This is a genomic window from Indibacter alkaliphilus LW1, assembly GCF_000295935.2.
GTDB lineage: Bacteria > Bacteroidota > Bacteroidia > Cytophagales > Cyclobacteriaceae > Indibacter > Indibacter alkaliphilus.
The window spans coordinates 93,350-110,839 of sequence record NZ_ALWO02000014.1; the positions used below are offsets into that span (position 1 = coordinate 93,350).

General features: G+C 39.8%; 16 protein-coding genes. 8 read left to right on the plus strand and 8 right to left on the minus strand.

What is annotated here, in order from left to right:
* Window positions 1-59 precede the first annotated feature (59 nt).
* Window positions 60-539, plus strand: a complete 480-nt coding sequence (locus A33Q_RS03125; RefSeq protein WP_009034808.1) for an Mpo1 family 2-hydroxy fatty acid dioxygenase — start codon at window positions 60-62, stop codon at window positions 537-539.
* A 152-nt stretch (window positions 540-691) separates the two neighbouring features.
* Window positions 692-2,716: a cation:proton antiporter gene (locus tag A33Q_RS03130; protein WP_009034809.1), complete on the plus strand. Its 2,025-nt coding sequence runs from the start codon at window positions 692-694 to the stop codon at window positions 2,714-2,716.
* 3 nt (window positions 2,717-2,719) lie between these two features.
* On the opposite strand, the gene A33Q_RS03135 is transcribed toward A33Q_RS03130, so the two are convergent.
* The gene (locus tag A33Q_RS03135) at window positions 2,720-5,002 is read right to left on the minus strand and encodes a patatin-like phospholipase family protein (RefSeq protein WP_009034810.1); all 2,283 of its coding nucleotides are present in this window, start codon (window positions 5,000-5,002) and stop codon (window positions 2,720-2,722) included.
* Between the two features lie 119 nt (window positions 5,003-5,121).
* Between A33Q_RS03135 and A33Q_RS03140 the strand changes: the two genes are divergently transcribed.
* Entirely contained in the window at window positions 5,122-5,733 is a 612-nt protein-coding gene (locus A33Q_RS03140) for a DUF4494 domain-containing protein (protein WP_009034811.1), read from the plus strand.
* Between the two features lie 81 nt (window positions 5,734-5,814).
* Window positions 5,815-6,237, plus strand: coding sequence for a hypothetical protein (locus A33Q_RS03145; RefSeq protein ID WP_009034812.1), 423 nt, complete (start codon window positions 5,815-5,817; stop codon window positions 6,235-6,237).
* Here the strand turns inward: A33Q_RS03145 and A33Q_RS03150 are convergent.
* Window positions 6,221-6,844 carry a histidine phosphatase family protein gene (locus A33Q_RS03150; protein WP_009034813.1) on the minus strand — a complete coding sequence of 208 codons (624 nt, stop codon included), beginning with the start codon at window positions 6,842-6,844 and terminating at the stop codon, window positions 6,221-6,223. The genes A33Q_RS03145 and A33Q_RS03150 overlap by 17 nt on opposite strands.
* Window positions 6,845-6,897: 53 nt before the next feature.
* On the opposite strand from A33Q_RS03150, the gene A33Q_RS03155 reads away from it, so the two are divergent.
* Genes A33Q_RS03155 through menD form a run of 3 tightly spaced genes read left to right on the plus strand, consistent with a single transcriptional unit; the run spans window position 6,898 to window position 10,215 of the window.
* Complete coding sequence (locus tag A33Q_RS03155; protein ID WP_009034814.1) at window positions 6,898-7,320, plus strand: hotdog fold thioesterase; 423 nt, start codon at window positions 6,898-6,900, stop codon at window positions 7,318-7,320.
* Complete coding sequence (locus tag A33Q_RS03160) at window positions 7,317-8,525, plus strand: chorismate-binding protein (RefSeq protein WP_009034815.1); 1,209 nt, start codon at window positions 7,317-7,319, stop codon at window positions 8,523-8,525. Before A33Q_RS03155 ends, A33Q_RS03160 begins: the two co-directional genes overlap by 4 nt.
* A 4-nt stretch (window positions 8,526-8,529) precedes the next feature.
* Complete coding sequence (menD, locus tag A33Q_RS03165) at window positions 8,530-10,215, plus strand: 2-succinyl-5-enolpyruvyl-6-hydroxy-3-cyclohexene-1-carboxylic-acid synthase (protein ID WP_009034816.1); 1,686 nt, start codon at window positions 8,530-8,532, stop codon at window positions 10,213-10,215.
* Here the strand turns inward: menD and A33Q_RS03170 are convergent.
* From A33Q_RS03170 to A33Q_RS03195, 6 genes are all read right to left on the minus strand, one after another.
* The gene (locus A33Q_RS03170; RefSeq protein WP_009034817.1) at window positions 10,212-11,516 is read right to left on the minus strand and encodes an MFS transporter; all 1,305 of its coding nucleotides are present in this window, start codon (window positions 11,514-11,516) and stop codon (window positions 10,212-10,214) included. The two genes, menD and A33Q_RS03170, sit on opposite strands and share 4 nt — an antisense overlap.
* Before the next feature lie 78 nt (window positions 11,517-11,594).
* Entirely contained in the window at window positions 11,595-12,422 is an 828-nt protein-coding gene (locus A33Q_RS03175) for a helix-turn-helix domain-containing protein (RefSeq protein WP_051394804.1), read from the minus strand.
* A 620-nt stretch (window positions 12,423-13,042) separates the two neighbouring features.
* Entirely contained in the window at window positions 13,043-13,429 is a 387-nt protein-coding gene (locus A33Q_RS03180) for a PIN domain-containing protein (RefSeq protein WP_009034819.1), read from the minus strand.
* Window positions 13,426-13,632 carry a type II toxin-antitoxin system VapB family antitoxin gene (locus tag A33Q_RS03185; RefSeq protein WP_009034820.1) on the minus strand — a complete coding sequence of 69 codons (207 nt, stop codon included), beginning with the start codon at window positions 13,630-13,632 and terminating at the stop codon, window positions 13,426-13,428. Before A33Q_RS03185 ends, A33Q_RS03180 begins: the two co-directional genes overlap by 4 nt.
* Before the next feature lie 346 nt (window positions 13,633-13,978).
* Window positions 13,979-14,860: a LysR family transcriptional regulator gene (locus tag A33Q_RS03190; protein ID WP_009034821.1), complete on the minus strand. Its 882-nt coding sequence runs from the start codon at window positions 14,858-14,860 to the stop codon at window positions 13,979-13,981.
* A 126-nt stretch (window positions 14,861-14,986) separates the two neighbouring features.
* Window positions 14,987-15,364 (minus strand): GxxExxY protein, encoded by a 378-nt coding sequence (locus A33Q_RS03195; protein ID WP_009034822.1) that lies wholly within the window; start codon window positions 15,362-15,364, stop codon window positions 14,987-14,989.
* A 411-nt stretch (window positions 15,365-15,775) separates the two neighbouring features.
* Between A33Q_RS03195 and hutH the strand changes: the two genes are divergently transcribed.
* Window positions 15,776-17,344, plus strand: coding sequence for a histidine ammonia-lyase (gene hutH, locus A33Q_RS03200; protein WP_009034823.1), 1,569 nt, complete (start codon window positions 15,776-15,778; stop codon window positions 17,342-17,344).
* Window positions 17,345-17,490 lie beyond the last annotated feature (146 nt).

A 17,490-nucleotide genomic window follows, 5' to 3' on the forward strand; every position in this document is an offset into this window, starting at 1 on the left:
TTTTAAAGGCTATTTATTAAATTCAACCTGATATTCCAATAAACTTTACCCAAAAGGCCATGAGAAAAATTGATGAGTTACTTTATGAATATGGGCTCAGTCACCAAAATGAAACCAATAAAACCATTCATTGGATTTGTGTGCCAGCTATTTTCTTCAGTATTGTCGGATTGATTTACAGCATTCCATCAGATTCAATTTCCAATCTGCTCCCTTTTTTGGGAAGTTTTGCCAATTGGGCAACATTAATCCTTATAGTGGTTTTGTTTTATTATGTTTCTCTTTCTCCCCCTTTGGCTTTGGGAATGTTCTTTTTTTCAGCCATGTGTCTGGCTTTGGCCAACTTTCTCAGTTTAGTTTCTCCCGTTCCTCTTTGGGCATTAAGCATCATCATCTTTATTCTAGCTTGGATTTTTCAGTTTTATGGACATAAAATCGAAGGAAAAAAACCATCCTTCCTAAAAGACTTACAGTTTTTGTTGATAGGGCCTGCTTGGTTGATGCATTTCATTTATAAAAAACTAGGTCTTGCCTATTAAACCCTAGAAGGTCAGTATTCAAACTCATCCAAAGATATTCTCTAAAGTTTTTTTCTTCTTGAAAATCAGATGGCTTATTCTGAATGAAGCGTTTATTTATTTTTTAATTGTATTTTTAAAACTGGTTAAATGCTATTAAACAAGAAATACAAATGCTTGATTTTATAATCGCTTCTATGGAGATACCGATGTTGTCAGACATCGTGTTGATTTTTGGATTGGCAACTTTGGTGATTTTAGTCTTCATGAGGTTCAAAATACCTACAATTATAGGCTTCCTTTTTACAGGGGCTTTAGCGGGTCCCTATGGACTTTCCTTAGTCAATACCTCTACCACCGTAGAAGTGCTTTCAGAGATAGGTGTGATTCTGTTGCTGTTTGTGATAGGTATGGAGTTTTCACTCAAAAGTCTGATGGCGATCAAAAAAGCGGTATTTGTAGGTGGTGCCTTACAAGTGTTTTTTACCATAGTATTTACCACCATCATTTCGTATTTCCTGGGCTTTAATTGGGAGATAGCTGTATTTATAGGCTTTTTGTTTTCCTTATCGAGTACAGCTATCGTACTCAAACTACTTCAGGAAGCGGGGGAGGTCAATTCCATTTCCGGAAGGACTACCTTGGCCATTTTGATTTTTCAGGATATAGTCATTGTTCCCCTGATGTTGTTTACGCCTATGCTTGCTGGAGAGTCGGACAACATAGCTTGGTCATTGTTTTTGATGGCAGCCAAAGGGACCGGAGTTGTGATACTAACTTTGTTAAGTGCCAAATACTTGATTCCAACTCTCCTCTTCAGAATTGCAAAAACGAGAAATGAAGAGCTATTTCTTTTGTCTATAATTGTGATCTGCTTTGCTGTTGCTTACCTCACCAATCTACTTGGCTTATCTTTGGGCTTGGGGGCATTTTTAGCCGGTCTAATTATCTCAGAGTCGGATTACAGCCACCATGCCACTGGTAAAATACTTCCTTTCAGGGAAGTGTTTCTCAGCTTTTTCTTTGTCTCTGTAGGGATGCTGTTTGATATCACCTTTCTTTTCAATCACATCCTCATAATCCTTGGTCTTACAGCGCTGACATTTCTAATCAAATTCGGAACCATCATAGCCTCTGTTAAAGCTATTGGGCAAAAGACCAAAGATGCTTTTATAGTAGGATTTTCCATCTTTCAAGTGGGTGAATTTTCTTTGCTTTTGGCCAAAGAAGGTCTGAAATATGATCTTTTGGACCCTGATACTTACCAGTATTTCCTTGCAATCTCTATTTTGACAATGGCAATAACTCCATTCGTCTTGAAAGCCCGTGAAGACCTCAGTAGAAAACTATTGGTAATCCCACTGCCGCAAAGACTGAAAAAGAGACTTTCCAAACCCAAATCACAATCCGCGAATATGGAATTTGTTGAAAAAGAATTCAAAGACCACCTAGTGATCATTGGGTACGGGCTGAATGGCAGGAATCTTTCAAGAGCAGCAAAATCAGCAAATATCCCCTATGCTATTATAGAAATGAATGCCGTGACAGTAAAAGAAGAGGGTACAAAAGGAGAGCCAATTGTATTTGGAGATGCAGCAAATGAATCTGTATTGGAGCATGTCAATATCAACAAGGCAAGGGTAGCGGTAATTGCCATTTCAGACGCAGAAGCCACCAAAAGAATTATCAGTACCATAAGGCACCTGACACAGAATCCATATATCATTGTCAGAACCCGATATGTGAATGAAATGGAAGAAAATCATAAGCTCGGAGCTAATGAAGTAGTACCGGAAGAATTTGAAACTTCCATTGAAATTTTCAACAGAGTCCTTACCAAATACCTGATTCCCAGACATGATATAGAGGAGTTTACAGAAGAGGTAAGGTCCCATAATTATGAAATGTTTCGTTTGGGCAGCGAAAGCACTGCCAGCAAGGTCAAGTTTGATCTGCCTGCCATCAATTTTGTCGGTGTAAAAGTGGAAAAGGATTATGGGAGCTTTATAAATATTCCACTAAAAAGTGCCGGGATAAGAGAAAAACTTGGAGTCAATGTGGTGGCTATTAAAAGGGGGAGCAAAACAATTTCTGAAATAACCGGAAATGATAAGCTTAAACTAGGTGATGTAGTCTATGTGGTAGGTAGACCGTCCGCGCTTGAAAAATTCGAAGCAGAAGTGGAAATAGACGATTGATACTTATTCCAAAAATTTGAAATTTTCAATCTCCCTCAATGATCTTCTATTGTATGGACTGCTGATATTGTTGATAATGGAGTTCTTTTCCCTAGCTGTAAGCCTCCAGTTTAAGGAAGCTCTCAGTATTTCCTGAACTTCGGGACTGAATGCTCCATCCTGATCAGCCAAGCCCCTCTCCTTAAGATACTGTAAGGTCGAATACTCAAACTCAATCCTTTCTAAAGAAAAATCGACTGTTTCCTTCATCCTTGTAAAAGCAACCTCATTATTCAAAGTCTGTACATTGTCCCAATTGATATAAATATTCTTGAGGGGAGTCGATAATTTTTGCAAAATTGTCAAAGGCTTATTCTCTTCTATTTCTGAAAATTTCTCGGAATCCCTAATGGTCAACAGCAAAACTCCGGATGTATTTTCCCTTATCCAATCCTTAAATACATGGATGAACTTCAATGCATCCTGAATTCCAAAATTATCCGAAAGACCGGAGTCCATTACCTCCATTCTGGGCGAAGATGGGAGCTGTATGTTCGGCGTGATAAACGGGAAAGTAGCCCCCATTCTCAAAGCTGAAATAAATCTCAAACCACTGGCATCTTGCTTGGAAAAAAACCTTTGAAAATCTACTCCTTGGCTTTTCTCGTCCCAGCCTTCTGTTCTGGTAACTGAAATACCCATGTAACTTACAGACTTTGGAGAAATGTAAAGCTTCCTACCATCATTGGTGATAAGGGGAGTAATCAATAACATCGGAATCAAAGCCTTCTTTTCAGGCTCTAGATACGCAGAAAGAGGCTTATCCAAGACTCCTTCTGTATTTAGATTCAGTTGTGCTTCAAAAGAATACCCCCTATCCTTAAGATATTTTCTACCATTGTAAGTGAAATATTGATTTCTTATCAAAAGGTCATTCACCAAAAGAGTAAACAAAATAGGGTTCAGGTTATCAGATGATATCTGATTAAGATATAAATCATCCTTTAGATTCATATCGCTGTCCAGTTGGGACAAAAGATATAACTCTCTAAAAAAAGCCGCCCCAATAATTCCTCCTGAGGCTCCGGTCATCAATTGCGTATGTTTGGTCAGTTGCCCTCCACTTGCAAATTCTGCCTCTTGGAGCACTTTGAGGGTCCAGAGGGCAGCTCTTTGCCCACCCCCACTGGTTGTCACAAAGACCATTTTCGGTTTCTTTTCCTTTGGGAATTTAGCTCTCCAATTCTCCAGTGTTTCTAAAGTATACCGGCTATCTTCCACGATGTTTTCAGTTCCTAGTGTCTGATTAATTTCCTCAACATTATATTTTGCCAATTCGCCAGAATAATCCATTCCAAAAGCAGAATGAGGCCTGTTCAAATAATCAGAATTAGAAAAAATATTGAATAAGACCAATGCTCCTATTACAGAAGGAGTAGCCCACTCTCTAAGCCAGAATACCACTGCACCGACAAGCATTGTCAATATAGAAAGCATGAGCATAAAACTTGCAGCCGCCGGTAACTGCAATACCGGAATTTCCCGGAAAAATCCAAGTATAAAAATAGTACTGATCAGTGCTGTCTGAATGATGACCATATTCAGGTGATTTTGGTCAAATACCCTCAAAAGCTGTCTACCTTCAAAAGATGACAGGTCACTCCTAACCATCCGAAATCTAAGCCTCCAATCAAGATAATCGACAACTTTACTGCTTGCTTTTTTGGACTCTTTGATTCGTTTCAGCATGTTGGCCCTCGACAACTTTGTCCTTCTCAGCCTCTTTTCAACATTCCCTGCAAACAAGATGAAAAAATCTTTATTGGTAAATCTGAAGTAAATAAATAACAATGTGAATGTGAGAGCAGAACCTCCCGAAAAACCCAGAAAATACTTAATCAATACCCAGAATGATTCATGTTCATTGTCCAATTGAAATTGAATGAATGCATAAATATAGCAGAGATAAAAAATCAAGGGGATCAGACAATTATTGATACAGAATTGGATAAAGGGCCTAGGGATCACAGCTAAAAACCTGAATTTTGCTCCATCCAAAATATACGTTGTCATGTGAAAAGCCATGGTAAAAATGGCAAGTGCAATCCCTATGATAAAAAAGCTTTTCCAACCTACCTCATTGAGATATTCCGGATCAAGAAATAAGTAAGGTATTCCCAAAACTGAACCTGAAAATTGAAAAATAATCAACCCCAAAAGAAACCAGAGTGCGACCAAGAGAAGATTTTTTCTTAGATGCAAGAAAAGAAGTTGGACCGGAAAGCTATAAATTATTTTTTCCCACATAGGCTTATATTCATCGAAAAGATAATGGAATTTTAAAAGAATTCTAAATGCTGAATTTTCATTGTTGCTTAATGTGATAAACCTTACCTTCGCTAGCTGAAATTGAAAAAATTAAAAGAATGAGAATCTGGTTTTTGTGTAAGGTGAAATACGCCAAAGAGAACGAGCAGGGGCTGCTCAAAAATGTATCTGAGCAATATTTGGTAGATGCTGTGTCATTTACAGAGGCTGAGGCAAGAATTTACGATATGTTGGGTTCTACCATCAGAGGGGATTTTCAGGTTACCAACATCAGTAAAAGTAATTTTGTGGATGTATTTCCGTACGATGACATCGACATCTGGCATAAATGTAAAATCACCTATGTAGTCGCCGATGCTGACAGTGGGAAAGAAAAGAAAGTAACGCAATATATGTTAGTGACAGCTCATGACGTAAAGGAGGCTTACGATAGAATTCATGAAAGTCTAAACAATATGCTGGTAACTTTCCGTGTTCCTGACATCAATGAAAGCCCCATTGTGGAGGTTTTTCCATATGAACATGAAGATGAGGAACTCCTCCCCCCTCCCCCATCTAATCTAAAGCCTCTTAGTGAAGTCAAAGCTGAGCAAGAAAGGCGAGAAGAAAGCAGAGCAGCCAATGAATCCAAAAGAGAGCCGCAAGAAGACGAAGCAGAATTAATTGAATATGATTCTGAAGATGACAATATGAATGAAAAGGAGCAGTAAGCTCCTTTTCATTTTTCCAAACAATCTTGGGATTTCAAACCTACTGTTGCTTAACACGTTATAATTCTATAGTTTGCATGTATGAAATCGATATCCACATTTGTTTTATTTTTGTTTTTAACCATTCCCGGATTTGCCAAAGATCCAGGAGAGAAGACTTTTCTTATTATTTTTGACAAGTCTGAACTTAAAGAACTCAAAACAAGCACAGAATACATAGAACTCAGTTTAATGGCACTTTTTAAGACCAAAGCCTACACAGGCAATTCTGATGCAGCAATTTTGGTAAAAGTGCCTTATGGAAACATAGATGAAAATCAGCTAGGTGATATGTTTGTCAGATTAAACAGAGAAAAAATCGTATCACTTCAAGAGGTGGCTTTTCAGATCATTGATCTGGAAAAATCGAAAGCTGTCTACGAAACGCTACTTGCATCCTACGAGGAAAAAAGCCAAAAATCAAAAACTAAATCGAAGCAGGGTAAGGCTATTTCGGCGAATTAAAATGCTCCCCACAATTGTATTTTTCCAGTCTGAAAATACCCCTTTCATTTTGATTCAATACATACAGTCCTAAATTTCTGTGCCTAAACACATCCATAAATCTTAAATCATACCCAAGCAATACGCTCAACAATACCCGCATGGCTCTCCCGTGCATGCAGATCAAAATCAGTTTTTCGGGTTGCGCAACAATGTGCTTTATTCCTTTGCTCAATCGTTTTGCCACAATAATCGGACTTTCCCCTCCTTCGATAGCGTATTCCAGATCACCTGAAGACCATCTTTCCAACATATGCAAGTAGTATTGATTTTCATCAGGTGTCATGGGTACTCCCTCATACTTTCCCCAACTGATTTCATTAAGATCAGGAACTCCCTCATGCGGAATCCCCATATCCAGAAAGCCTTGAACTGACTGTTTTGTTCTTTGAAGACCGGTGTAGAATACTTTTTCAAAAGGAATATGCTTATATGCTTCAAAAAATGCCTTTGCCTGATCAAAACCATTTTGGTTTAAAGGAGCATCGATTCCACTTCCCTGTACTACACCTTTCAGATTGTAATCGGTCTGACCATGTCTGATCAGGTAGATTTTTTTAGTTACCAACTTTAATTATTTTTGCTTCAGACTTCAAAGAAAAAACTTTTATTCCGGAATCCATGATATTTCCCCCAAACCTTAGCCTTGATATAATAAATGATTGGGGCAAAAACACCATGACGGATTTTCTTGATATTAAATTTACTGCTATAGGAGACGATTATTTGGAAGCCACTATGCCTGTAGACAACAGAACCAAACAGCCCTTTGGCCTGTTACATGGAGGAGCTAATGTAGTCCTGGCTGAAACCCTCGGAAGTGTTGCTGCTACCCTGACCGTAGACAAGGATTCACAGTTTTGTGTTGGATTGGAGATCAATGCCAACCACTTGAAATCTGTAAAAAAAGGATTAGTCAGAGGAGTAACCAAGCCCATCCACCTTGGAAAAAAAACACAGGTTTGGGAAATAAAAATTTATACTCCGGGTAATGAACTTAGCTGTATTAGCAGAATAACGATGGCTGTGATAGACAAAAAATGAATATAGAAACTCTTTCGGACCGCAATACGCTTACGGTAACCAATTACCTGAAAAACCTGATAGCCTTACAGTTGCAACAAGGTAATCAGTTTGCCATTTGGAGAAAACCTAAATCAGGATTTATACAGGTTTTGATAGATAAAACAGGAAAAACCAAAAGAGTACCTTTGCATCTGGAAGAATTGAAACCTGGATTTATTGTTCACCCATTTGAGGATCAGGAAGATCAAAAGGCTTTTTACTTAGAGGCAAACACCTACTTCAAAATTGACCTGAACATTCCTTTCGAAGAACAAATGGAGAAAATAGACCAACTTCCTAACTTAGGTAATGAACCAATAAAAAGTGATGGTCTCCAAAAATATTTCGTTCCGGAAAGTGCCACTCCTTGGACGAAAACCTCAGAAGAGTGTGGAAAATCAGGATTTATTGAGTTGGTCAATAAAAGTCTCAAGGCAATCAAAAATGGCGAACTTAGTAAAATCGTCCCTGCAAGAATTAAAAAGATTCGATTGAATGAATCCTTTGAGTTAGTCACAGCAATCAAAAATCTTTTGGAGGCTTACCCAAATGCCTTTGTCAATTTTTTCCATATACCAGGAGTTGGTACTTGGCTCGGTGCCTCCCCTGAGATTCTTATCCAGACCAAAGGAGATTCATTTTACACCATGTCTCTGGCTGGAACCCAAAAAGCTACCGGTGATAATCCATTGAAAAATGTAGCCTGGACCCAAAAAGAAATAGAAGAACAGGCTTTGGTCAGTAGATACATTGTAGACTGCTTCAAGAAAATCAGATTAAGAGAATATGAGGAACACGGTCCAAAAACAGTAGTAGCCGGAAACCTATTGCACCTGAGGTCAGACTTCAATGTAAACATGAATAGCACAAATTTCCCACAGTTGGGATCTGTGATGTTAGAATTGCTCCACCCCACATCCGCAGTCTGTGGAATGCCCAGAAAAGAAGCATTTCAGTTTCTTAGAGATCATGAAAGTTTTGACAGGTCAATTTTTGCCGGATTTATAGGCCCGGTAAATGTGGAAGACGAAACTTCTATTTATGTCAACCTCAGAACTGCACGCCTCTTAGAAGGTAATGCAATTCTGTATGCAGGAGCTGGAGTGACTGAAGACTCTGACCCAGAACAAGAATGGGAAGAAACTGAAATGAAGTGCGAAATCATAGGCAAACACCTTACCTAGCAGTATGTCACTGAAAGCAATAGCCCAGTTAGTCGCCCTTTGCTCGAAAAAAGGAATTCAGCATGCCATTCTTTCTCCGGGATCGAGGTGCGCACCGGTAACGCTCGCATTTGTCAGACATCCTAAAATTCACGCCAGAACCGTTTCTGATGAACGCTCTGCTGCTTTTATTGGGTTAGGAATGGCTCAGCAATTGGATAAGGCTGTAGCACTTGTTTGCACTTCGGGTTCCGCCGCTTACAATTATGCCCCAGCCATTGCAGAGGCCTTTTTTCAGCAAATCCCTTTGTTAGTTATCACAGCAGACAGGCCTCCTGAATGGATTGATCAGTGGGATGGACAAACCATTCGGCAGTCTGGTATATATGGAAATCATATAAAAGGTTCATTTAATTTCCCGGATGAATTTGGTCATCCGGATAAACTATGGCATGCCAATAGAATTGCCAATGAGGCAATTAATTTGGCTCATCAGTTTCCAGCAGGCCCAGTACATATCAATATTCCGCTGAGAGAGCCTTTCTACCCTGAGGATGGTCAAGTTTTTGACTATGAAAGCAATGTCAGAAGTATAGATCCACTTTACTCCAATCCTCCGCTTGAAGTTGAAGTCAGACAAAAAGTTCAAGCAAGACTTGAAAAATTTAACAGAATACTCATTTTACCTGGCCAGCAAAAGCCCAATCCAAAAATTCAGGAATTATTAAAAAGGATCTCTAAAAACAATCAGGCCATCATAGTTACGGATTCCATTTCCAATCTTCAGGATGTCAACACTGTATCCTTCCATGACCATTTTTTGGGTATAGAAAAATTCCAGGAAGAACTTCAACCTGATCTTATCATTTCTTTTGGAAAGTCTATCATTTCCAAAGGTCTAAAACTTTTTCTGAGAAAATCAAAAGCCGAACACTGGCACATCCAAGCTCAGGGATATTTCCCTGACACCTTCCAGAATCTTAGTAGAAGCATTCAATGTACGCCGGAATACTTTTTAAATTTTGCCCTAGATCATCTCCAGTCTGATCTGAATTTTGTTAATAAGTGGAAAGGACTGAATGAGAAAATTTCAATTGCACTTCCAAAAATAATTTCAGAAGCTGATTTTGGAGAATACAAAGCCCTATCTACTTGCTTGAAACAAATTCCTGCTTACAGCAAGTTGCACCTTGCAAATAGCATGACAGTCCGGTATGTGAATTTTCTAGGAAAAAAACATCAGGAAATCATATGCAATAGAGGCACTAGCGGTATCGACGGTAGCAACAGTACCGCGGTAGGCTGTACCTTCACAACCAAAGATCCCGTCACTTTGGTAACAGGTGATATGGCATTCTTTTATGACAGGAATGCATTTTGGCATAATTACCCTATGAATAATCTCAGAATTATCCTTCTCAATAACCAGGCAGGTGGTATATTCAGGTTGATAGATGGTCCTTCCAGACAACCTGAACTCGAAGAGTTTTTTGAAACCAAACAAAAACTTACTGCTTCTTATCTAGCTCAGGAATTTGGTTTTGAATATCATTTGGCTACAGAAGAAAATAGTTTGGAAATGGGTTTGAAAAACTTTTACAATAAGTCAATTCATCCTAAGATTCTTGAAATAAGAACAGAAAGTCCAAAAAATGCTGAAATCTTAAAGTGGGTCAAATCCGAAATTCAGAAGTTGTTTGATCTGCTTTAAACTTCCTTGAGCTTAAATGCCAAAAATAAACCTATCCCTAACAAGCCAACAAAGACAAACAGCATTACCTTCACCCCGAAAAAGGAAGACAAACTCCCCAAGCCTGCAGCAAGTAAGGTGAAAATCCCGATCATAGTATTCGAAAGAGAGACATATAAGGGCCTTTCTTTTTCAGGAGCAAAATCCACAAGGTAGGTCTTCCTGCTCAGTCGGGCGCCTCCATGGGCCATCACCTGAATCAGGAAAAGGGCTGCAAAAACGTAAATGTTTTGCAAACTATCCGGCCAAAAAGGAAATAAGGCCATCAGCGAAATATTGACCATTCCAAGGACAGAAACCCATACCATCAGCTTGCGGCTGGACTGATCTGCAAATCTTCCCCAAAATGGACTGCTCACGATATTGGCAATACCTGCCGCGATTACCATGATTCCCAGATTATTTACTTCACTTCCCAATTCCTCTTTACCCAAGACCACGAAAAAGGGCTGTGCCAAAGGAATCGCCATCAGTAGCCCCCGGGTAAAAATAAAACGGCGAAGGTTGCTGTCTTCCTTCCAATACTTCCATGCATTTTTGAGCTCATTTACCGGTGACCTGCCTCCTTCTGTGGCCCCCTTTTCTTCCGTAATCAGTGAGAATAGCAAAGCTGAAAGTATCCAAAGAATAGCTCCTCCCATTACCAACCAAAACAAAAGGTTCTGATCCTGTTCTCCCTCCAAATCCTGTAGAATATATACGCCTCCTATTAGGGTCAGAATCCCGCCTATAGTCGATCTCATGGCCAAGAGCTGTCCTCTTTTCCCTTTGGGAACGGTCTTTCCGACCACATCCTTGAAACTGATACTGGCTACACCGCTGGCCAAGCTAAAAATCAATAAAAGGCTTAAAATTGAAACACCTGCTGCACTCCCCTCTGTTCCCAAAACCACAAAAGCCATAGTGACCAAAGCTAAAGCCTGTACCAATGCAGGAATCACCCAAAACCACTTTCGGATGGCATAAGCTCTGATTTTAGCAGATACAAACAACTGCGGCAGCAAGGACCCGGCATCTTTGATGGGTACCAATGCTCCTGTAAAAGCATTGGGCACACCCAAAGCAGACAAGATCCAAGGTAAAGTAGTCCCTGGACTGACCAACTGCTCTGCAAATTTGGAGAGGGCTCCACTGAAGACATTTTTGAAAAAATTTCCCGGAGTTTCCTTACATGCCCTTTCTGAAATAGCCTCACAGGCCCTTTCTTCTCCTTCGTCAGTAATAAGTTCGTATGCTTTGGAAGCTAAAGTTTGCTGCGACATGGTCAAAAATATAAAACCTTTCTTTCCATCAATAACCAGAGGAAAGAAAGGTTGTTAAGATTTTATTTTTCAATGCTATTAAAGTATGGCAGGTTCTTTACCAAAAGAGTTGTATAATTCATTTGGAGAAAGCTTTTTGTATTCCTGATAAATCAAAACCACTAAAGCAATCTCGAACACGGTCAAAAAGATCAATCCTGGAATTGCAAATACTACAGACATAAAGCAAATTCCTGTCACGATCCCAATTGCCCCGACCACAATGTAGCTAGCTCCTTTGGATCTGGACAATTGCAAAAATGCTGCAGCAAAAAGCACGTACAGTACTCCAGAGATCAGTGATCTTAAAATCAATCCGGAGACAAGGTCTATGCCAAACCAGTAAGTGACCACGTCTTCCACTAAAACTATAGCAGTCCAGACGATCAGCATTACGGCCATAACCTTGAGCAAGAGATTGGAAAAAAGCTGACCCAATTTATGGAATCCTAAGGTGAAGATTGTAAACAAGACCAGAATAGAAAGCTTCAGAAAAGCATAAAAGAAGCCAAAACTCAAGAATGCAAATTTCTCTCCTGCTAAAAGCTGTATGTCCATTACCGACTCCACCATGGCAAAAATCAGATATATTATACCCGCAACAAATGCCCACTTTAACCAGGGAAGAAGGTCTTTGTAACTATCTGAGCTTTGTTCGGTATTTTCTGGGTGATTCACCTCCGAAGGTGAGACTTCCAAAGCTTCCAAAATAGCCTTTACTGTGTAGGACCTCGGCATCACCTCACCTGCTTCTATGCGCTGTATGGTTCGGACGTTGATATTACATTTTTCTACCAATTCCTCTTGGGTCATTCCTTTGGCCTTTCTCCATTCTTGGATTTTCTGGCCTAGTTGCGGTTGTTTCATGTTATGTGCATTTTGTTTGACCATGGCAAATTGGTTGGATTCTTACAAATATAGCCCGAAAAATGGGAGGATTTCACCCGACATTTGGACGGCATTTGATTGAAAGACATTAGATGTGAGACAATAGACACTAGAAAGACCATCTAGAAATTGAAATATGCTTCGCGATATAAAATAGAAATAAGCCTCCGCCGATATATTGGGAGCATGTAAATAGGGCGTGCTGAAAAACGCCAACTGGAGAATAAATTCTTAAAATTTTGATGAATACCCCGTTTGTCAAGTATTTTAATTTTTAAGCAGGTGCACGCTTATTCAATAATATAGGTCGATTTCCGTCCTCCTTAAAATTTCAAAATTCGAAATTTTAAGGCTAGTCTCATGCATACCATCTTCTTCATTGGGCTCACTCGAAGTATAAGCATACATCTTCATTCGCCCGCTTTGAATCTGGCATACCTGAGACTTTTTCAGCAAGCCCTAAATAATTCTTAGAATAAATATCTGGATAAGGAAAAAAGAAAGATGATTCAACTAATTGCTCTCACTTCAACTTTGCGATCGTTGCGTTAATCGTTGCGCCCATTGGGTGAATCCTTAACCTGATCTCATTAAGAAAACTATCCAATTTGGAACAAACGTTCATACCCCACTACCCTCCTAAGCTTTTTATCCAAAGTCCAAAGCTTCAATTCATTTTTGGCTACCGCATGAAAAATAACGGCATCAATCAAACCAACCCCTTGATTCACCAAGTTTTCTTTTTGTGACAGTAAACCTGACTCAATAATATGATAAGGTTCATCCAAACTTGGAATAAGATTGGCCAATTGTATAATTGTCTCCACTTCTCTTTTGCCCTTAGCACCTTGGAGTAATTCAGCAAAAATCAACTCTAGCCCAAACACCCGATTATCCTCCAGCAGTTCTTGACATATTAAAAAAACATCTGGATTACCTCTCAGGTATTCAATCCAGATAGAGGTATCAAAAACGACACCTCTCATCGGCGATTCAAATCTCTCAATTCCTGAGCAGAGTATTTAAACTCTAAGGGCTCACTCACAACCGAAGCTCCTATTTGTTTGACCTTCTGAGAGCGGATGTAAGAAACTAAGGCCACCTTCAATGTCTCTGTGATCGTATCAGCCTTAGAAAGAGCCATAGCTTCTTCAATCAATTCTCGGGAAATTATCGCTGTAACTTTCATAATATTAAGTTTTTACAAAAATACGATAGTGTATCGTATAATAGCAAGTATTTGATATTATTTTTATTTCTTGACCAGCTTAAGGTTCACAAGCAATTATCCAAAACTCTAAATCAAGCCAAACACTTTCGCCAAACAAACCTTGACTTCAGCTAATTCAAACACATTTCCATAAATCAAAAATAACTTTCTCTTACAGACCCTTTCTAAAGCTTGTACTTTATCCCTAACAGCTACGCCTCGGGCTAATCCGATTCGATTTCAACAGTATTTCTAACATATTTCTATTGTATTTCTACCGTATTTCGCATAGTAAATACCACAAAGGTAATTTCATCTAATATCATCAAGAATTAATGATCAACCGAAGTACCTTACCCAATGCCGCATTCCTATTCCCCTTTTTCCAAACGGCATACAGCTCCGTTTTTTGTTTGATTTTGTCCATTTCAATAAACTTCACTTTCAAATCATATCCTTGCTTCAAAGAGGTCGGCACAATGGCCACCCCTAAGCCCGCCTCCACCAATTTGAAAATGGTCAGGGCATGCACAGATTTATGGGTGATACGTGGGGAAAAACCCCTATCCTCGCAAATAGACATGATTTTATCGTAGTAAATGGAGGAATAATCCTGAGAGAATAGGATAAAGTTTTCATCCTTCAATTGCCCTACATGCTTAAAACCTTCCTCTGTCAAAGGATGTCCCAACGGCAAAACTACCGAAAAGGTATCCTGATGGACCATCTTCATTTCCAAGGATTCCGGAACCCTGGCCAATCGCACAAATCCCAAGTCCAGCTTATCCTTCTCCAACATTTCGATCTGCATGGCATTGCTGAGTTCTTCCAAAGAAGTCTGAATTCTGGGAAATGTTTGAGAGATTTTGACAAGGAGCTCAGGGATTACCGTATGAGCTGCCGAACCTAAGAATCCAACCCTTAACTCCCCAATATTCCCAGCAGCAATTTCCTTGATTTGGGTTTTGGTGAGTTCCAGGTGATTGAAGATGTAGTCTACTTCAGCTTTGAGGAACTGACCAGCAGCTGTGAGTTCGACTTTCCTCTTGGTTCGTTCAAAGAGTTGTACTTCCAATATCTCCTCCATCTGCTTGATCTGACGGCTGAGACCTGGTTGGGAGATAAATAAACGCTCCGCCGCCCGGCCAAAGTTGAGTTCTTCGGCTACGGCACGGAAGTATTCGAGGTGTCTTAATTCTATGGTCATGGGTTTCTCGCAAAGGCGCAAAGGCGCAATTTACTTCTATCTTAAATTAGAGACAATTAGACATAGTAGAAACATCAATAAAATATTTGCCTGTACATTGAGCTTAAGATCCAAAATACATTTTTGCTACAATCCATTGACCACTCTTTTAATGCCTCCCCGCAATAACTCTTCATTAAAATTGATTAGCAAACCTAATTTTAAACCTGTGATTTTCAAATAAGTTAAAACCTGTTTGTAAAAAACTGGTGCTAATGCTTCAACTGATTTTATTTCAATAAGAACCAAATTTTCCACAATTAAATCTGCTCTGAACCCCTGTCCCATTTTAACTCCTTTCCAAAGTACAGGTAATGACTGTTGCCTAGAAACCAATAAACCGCTTTGTCTTAGTTCATAGCATAATATTTCTTCATATACAGACTCCAACAATCCAGGCCCCATCCCTTTATGAATCTCAAAGGACTTATTAACTATTATTTTTGAAAGCTCATTTTCAGACATTTTCTCAAAAATTTATTTTAACCAACATCGCCTTAAAAATAAGACATTATGCAAAGAAAACTTCAGTCACCATCCTAAATAAACGTTTAATTTAATAACTACCAGTTATTAAAACATCTTATAATTGGTATTAATCCTTATGAAATAAAAATTTTACCTTTGGATTAGCTATGATCTATTCATAAATCCTGTGCCTTCTATTCTATTAAAGCTCATCCATACTACAAAGGAAGCATCTAATAAAAAAAGAAGTGCTATTTCAATTCAATCTCAAATAACCCAAAACTTAGCGGCTTTGCGCCCCTGTCTGCTGTCAGGCAGGTTTGCGAGAACCCATATTTTACCCAGAAAAAACATTCATCTCAAAACTAAACCCGAAAAACTGCGCCTTTGCGCCTTTGCGAGAAACTTATGAAGACCTTCCAATACGCCCAAAAATACCTCACCGCCTCCATCGCCCTCGGCATCGCCAATGGAAACATAAAAGGCATTCTCAGCTCTGAAACACGGGAAAAAGTTAAAGCCAGTGCTACTGCGGTTGAAAAAATCGTAGCCAATGGCCAACCTGTCTATGGCATTAACACAGGCTTTGGACCATTGTGCACCACGCTGATCTCTCCCGATCAAACCCGTAAACTCCAAGAAAACCTGCTCAAAAGCCATGCAGTGGGTGTAGGCGAACCTATTCCTGTGGAAATTTCCAAACTGATGCTAATCCTGAAGTTACATGCGCTAGCAAAAGGTTTCTCGGGCATACAGGGACAAACCTTGGACAGGATACTTTGGCATATTGAAAATGATATCATCCCAGTAGTACCCAAACAAGGTTCGGTAGGTGCCTCAGGTGACCTTGCTCCCCTCTCCCATTTGTTTTTGCCGTTGATAGGTTTGGGGAAGGTGCATGTGAATGGAAAAATATTACCCACCGCAGAAGTCCTCCAAGAGCATCACCTATCCCCCATTCACCTAGGCCCCAAAGAAGGACTAGGATTGATCAACGGCACGCAGTTTATTGCAGCTTTTGGAGTGAAAGTTCTAGAACGCTTTTACAATATCCTCGCCCATGCAGACATTACAGGAGCCATGATGCTGGAAGGATTATTAGGGTCGATCAAGCCATTTTCTTCCGAACTCCATCAACTGCGACCATACAAAGGCAATCAACATGTAGCGCAGACCATCCTCAACCTCTTACATGAATCTGAGATTGTACATTCCCATGCCACCTGTGCACGGGTGCAGGATCCTTATTCCTTGCGCTGCATGCCCCAAGTCCATGGAGCCTCCCGCAATGCATGGCTGCACCTGAAACAAATCCTAGAAATTGAAATCAACTCTGTGACTGATAATCCTGTAGTCTTTGACGAAAACCACACCATCAGTGGAGGCAACTTCCACGGCCAACCCATTGCCATGCCATTGGATTATGCTTGTTTTGCCGCATCGGAGATTGGAAATATTTCTGACAGAAGAATATATCTTTCCTTGGAAGGTGACACGCCAGGAGTTCCCAAACTACTATTGAAAGAAACAGGCTTGAACTCCGGTTTTATGATCCCTCAATACACCACTGCGGCTTTGGCAAGTGAGAACAAAGGACTTTGCTTCCCTTCTTCCGCCGACAGCATCCCAACTTCCCTTGGTCAGGAAGACCATGTAAGTATGGGTTCGATCGGGGCAAGAAAGGCCTTGCAGGTCATAGAAAATGTGGAAAAAATACTCGGAGTCGAACTCTTCTGTGCTGCACAAGCGGTGGATTTCCATGCCCCATTAAAATCCGGGAAGATCATGGCGGCACTTCACGAACATGTGCGTACTAAAATCAAACATATCACCGAAGATCAGATCATGTATGAAGATATGGAGACCGCCATTGAGATGATCCGAAGTGGAGAATTGCTTAACTTGGCAAGGGAGATTGCTGAAAAAGAAGGATTGGAATTGGAGACAAAGTGGTCGGGGGAGTTTGAAAGTTATTAAGTTTCAAAATGGCCACAAAGGTACGAAGGCACAAAGTTTTTTCTGTATTTGCCATGAAAAAAAAATAGTATGGTTTTAGAAATCATCCTTCGTGTCTTGGCGGCTTGGTGGCAAAACAAAACTTTTTAACTACCATTAAAGGAGCC

Coding starts and splice junctions, on each gene's coding strand:
- A33Q_RS03125 (WP_009034808.1), top strand. CDS start 60: ATGAGAAAAATTGATGAGTTACTTTATGAATATGGGCTCAGTCACCAA.
- A33Q_RS03130 (WP_009034809.1), top strand. CDS start 692: ATGCTTGATTTTATAATCGCTTCTATGGAGATACCGATGTTGTCAGAC.
- A33Q_RS03135 (WP_009034810.1), bottom strand. CDS start 5,002: ATGTGGGAAAAAATAATTTATAGCTTTCCGGTCCAACTTCTTTTCTTG.
- A33Q_RS03140 (WP_009034811.1), top strand. CDS start 5,122: ATGAGAATCTGGTTTTTGTGTAAGGTGAAATACGCCAAAGAGAACGAG.
- A33Q_RS03145 (WP_009034812.1), top strand. CDS start 5,815: ATGAAATCGATATCCACATTTGTTTTATTTTTGTTTTTAACCATTCCC.
- A33Q_RS03155 (WP_009034814.1), top strand. CDS start 6,898: ATGATATTTCCCCCAAACCTTAGCCTTGATATAATAAATGATTGGGGC.
- A33Q_RS03160 (WP_009034815.1), top strand. CDS start 7,317: ATGAATATAGAAACTCTTTCGGACCGCAATACGCTTACGGTAACCAAT.
- menD (WP_009034816.1), top strand. CDS start 8,530: ATGTCACTGAAAGCAATAGCCCAGTTAGTCGCCCTTTGCTCGAAAAAA.
- A33Q_RS03170 (WP_009034817.1), bottom strand. CDS start 11,516: ATGTCGCAGCAAACTTTAGCTTCCAAAGCATACGAACTTATTACTGAC.
- A33Q_RS03175 (WP_051394804.1), bottom strand. CDS start 12,422: ATGAAACAACCGCAACTAGGCCAGAAAATCCAAGAATGGAGAAAGGCC.
- A33Q_RS03180 (WP_009034819.1), bottom strand. CDS start 13,429: ATGAGAGGTGTCGTTTTTGATACCTCTATCTGGATTGAATACCTGAGA.
- A33Q_RS03185 (WP_009034820.1), bottom strand. CDS start 13,632: ATGAAAGTTACAGCGATAATTTCCCGAGAATTGATTGAAGAAGCTATG.
- A33Q_RS03190 (WP_009034821.1), bottom strand. CDS start 14,860: ATGACCATAGAATTAAGACACCTCGAATACTTCCGTGCCGTAGCCGAA.
- A33Q_RS03195 (WP_009034822.1), bottom strand. CDS start 15,364: ATGTCTGAAAATGAGCTTTCAAAAATAATAGTTAATAAGTCCTTTGAG.
- hutH (WP_009034823.1), top strand. CDS start 15,776: ATGAAGACCTTCCAATACGCCCAAAAATACCTCACCGCCTCCATCGCC.